Source organism: Corallococcus sp. 4LFB (assembly GCF_046520365.1).
In the GTDB taxonomy this organism is placed as follows: domain Bacteria; phylum Myxococcota; class Myxococcia; order Myxococcales; family Myxococcaceae; genus Corallococcus; species Corallococcus caeni.
Map to the genome: position 1 here is coordinate 1 of NZ_JBKGHJ010000746.1, position 2861 is coordinate 2861.

Annotated in this window: 2 protein-coding genes and 1 pseudogene; 1 reads left to right on the forward strand and 2 read right to left on the reverse strand. The window is 71.8% G+C overall.

All coding sequences use genetic code 11. From position 1 onward, the window contains the following. Window positions 1-1147: pseudogene (locus ACLEQD_RS40545) on the reverse strand (hypothetical protein); the annotation flags it as partial. 268 nt (window positions 1148-1415) lie between these two features. Beyond that, the gene (locus ACLEQD_RS40550) at window positions 1416-1829 is read right to left on the reverse strand and encodes a hypothetical protein (RefSeq protein ID WP_171420662.1); all 414 of its coding nucleotides are present in this window, start codon (window positions 1827-1829) and stop codon (window positions 1416-1418) included. A 392-nt stretch (window positions 1830-2221) separates the two neighbouring features. On the opposite strand from ACLEQD_RS40550, the gene ACLEQD_RS40555 reads away from it, so the two are divergent. Then, window positions 2222-2861: thiamine pyrophosphate-binding protein (locus ACLEQD_RS40555; protein WP_410391283.1), on the forward strand; the 640-nt coding region annotated here is incomplete at its 3' end.

Genomic DNA, 2861 nt, shown 5'->3' on the forward strand with positions numbered 1-2861 from the left:
CCTGCTCCAGGACCGCCGCCGACGCCGCGAGCCCCGGCGCCCGGGCCGCCGTCTCCTCCGCCCACGTCACGCAGTGGGCGCGCAGGAAGAGGGCCGCCAGGTCCGCCCACTGCGCGGGCTCGCCTTCCGTCCGGGCCTCCAGGTTCCTCCTTGCCGCCACCAGGCTGGCTTGCGCCTCGTCGAAGCGGCCCGCGTGCAGGTGCAGCAGCGCGACGTTCATGCGCAGGGAGGGCTCGTCGGGGAACCGCGCGATGGCGCGCTCGCAGCGCTCACGCGTGGCGTCCAGCCCCGGCGTGAGGTGCACCGCGAGGTAGCACGCCAGCAACTGCACGCGCTCGTCATGGGGATGCCGCACGGCCAGCGGCTCCAGGGCCTCCGCGGCGGCTTCCGGCCGGCCCGCCTTCTCCAGCGCGATGACGTCCGCCAGCCGCTGCCGCTCCAGCGGCGTCAGCGAACGGGGTGTGCCCTCCGGCCCCAGCACCACGCCGGAGGCCCGGACCCGCTCCGTCCACTCCAGGAGGAAGTCCCGTTCAGGCCCCTCCCACGCCGGGCCCGTCATGGCCTCCACCACCCCACGCAGCTCGCGGGCCCAGGCCTTCTGCGCCTCCAGCTCCACGCGCGCCCCGGGCAGGTGCCGGAGCCCCGCGCCCAGCAACGCGAGCGTCCGCGCGTCGAACCCCGTCTGGCCCGCGTCGTACTTCGGCGACATCCATCCACGTCCATCGCGCACGTGCGGCGCGCCCAACGTGTGCGCCCACTCGTGCAGCAGGACCGCCACCTCCAGCCGCTGCCGCGCGCCCACCGGCAGCCCTGCACCCAGGCCGCGCAGCACGCAGTGACGCCCCAGCACGCGCGCGAAGCCCAGCTCGTGCTGGGCACCGTCGAAGGACACCGGCGCCGCCACCAGCCCGATGACCAGGTCCACGTCCTCGCCGGCGTCCACCGCCTCCAGCTCCCCCAGCACCGGCTCCAGCGGGCCTTCGGAGCCGCGCCGGTCCCAGGCCCGCGCGGCTTCCAGCTCGAACGTCACGCCCAGGGGGCCGCGCACCGCGTCGCTCGCGCGCTGGAGCCACGCCTCGAAGGCCCGCTCCCAATGGAGGACCCGCGCCCGGTGGTCCACGTCCGCGTACACGCGCACCCGCAGCACGCGCGCGGCCGGGGGAGGGGACGCGGTCGGTGGAGGTGGGATCGTCGCCAGCGGGCCGTCACGCGGCGCGGCGGGGGCGGCGCAGCCCTGCCCCAGGAGTCCAACGATGAGGAGCAGGACCGCCCCGAACCAGCCTGGCGTCCGCGGGGACCCGGGAATCACGGACAGGACCTGGAGGGTAGCGGGGGGGACGGGAGGGCCCGACCGGGCAGGGGAGGCGGTGGGCCTCTCGAAGGGGGCCTCCACCGCCATCACCCCGGGACTCACCTCAGGCCGCGGCGTCCTCTTCCTTCGAAGGCTCCGTGGCGTTCGTGATCCAGTCGATCGCCTTGTGCTCCCAGTCCGTGTCCTTGGACGCGTCGATGTAGCGCTCCCACTCGTACACGCCGCTCTGCTTGGCCATGCGCACCATCATCAGGCGGGCCACGGTGCTGTCGAGCACCACCGCCGAGCGCACCATGCCGTTCTGCCGGAGCCAGCCCATCGCGTTCTTGATGATCTCCTGGGTCTCCGGCGGGTTCGCCTTCTGGCTGCGGATGTCCACCATCAGCCCGAAGGGGCGCCCCCGCTTCACACCCACCTTGGTACGAAGGTCCTCGAACCAGACCTTGGCCTCGGCAGGGGTGATGTAGCCGGGCGCATTGATCCGGAAGCCGTACTCCGTCCGCAGATTCTCAGCCATGAAACCCCCACGTTGTTTTTGTGGTGCGCGCGCCATTCCCGTGCGACTCCGGCCGGGTAGCAGCGTGCCCACGAGCCTACCCCAGTCAGGCCCACCGTGGATCCACTCCTGCTGCACCTGCGTACGCGCGCGAGCCCCATTCTCCGCGTGAACCCGGCGACGTCCCAGGGTAGACGTGGTAACCGGTCGCGAAGTGTGAGAATCCAGCCTCAGGCGAACTTTCCACTAATTTTACTTCACACTCGCTCGGTTATCCGCTATTAAAGGGATGCAGTTTTCCAGCACCCCCGCAAAACTGTCACAACGCATCGAGGTCCCCCCGGACTCGGTGGCAGCGACTCGGAGACGGCCTGCCGAGCACACGGGTTCCGGGGCCTTGGAGACGTCCTTCAATGTCCAACTCCTCGCTCGTTGAGCTCCAGTCCGTTACGTCGACCTCCCTGCGGACGGAGGTGCCCGTCGAGGCGCTGCGCCACGAGGCGCCGTCCACGGGGCTTGCGAACGCGCTGGAGGCTCGGCACGGCGATGCGATCCCGATGTACGGGGACACGAACGCGCGGGGCTTCAAGACGGTGGAGGACCTGACGGTCGCCGACTGCGTGATCGCGCACCTGGAGGCGGAGGAGGTGGATGCGGTGTTCGGCATCCCGGGCGGCAACCTCGCCCCGTTCCAGCAGGCGCTGCGCAAGCACGCCTCCATGCGCTTCATCATCTCGTCGCACGAGGCGGGCGCGGCGTTCATGGCGGACGGCTACGCGCGCGCCACCGGCAAGCTGGGCGTGTGCATGGTGACGGCGGGCCCGGGCGCCACCAACGCGCTGACGGGCGTGGCCTCCGCGCACCTGGACGGCGTGCCCATGCTGGCCATCAGCGGCAACGTCGCCACGGACCGCGTGGGCCTGATGGCGATGCAGGAGAGCAGCAGCACCCACGGCGTGAACACGGTGGAGATGTTCCGCCAGGCGTGCGCCAGCTCCACGGGCGTCGCGGACCCGCAGAGCTTCCAGCGCCTGCTGGCGCGCGCCCTGCGCA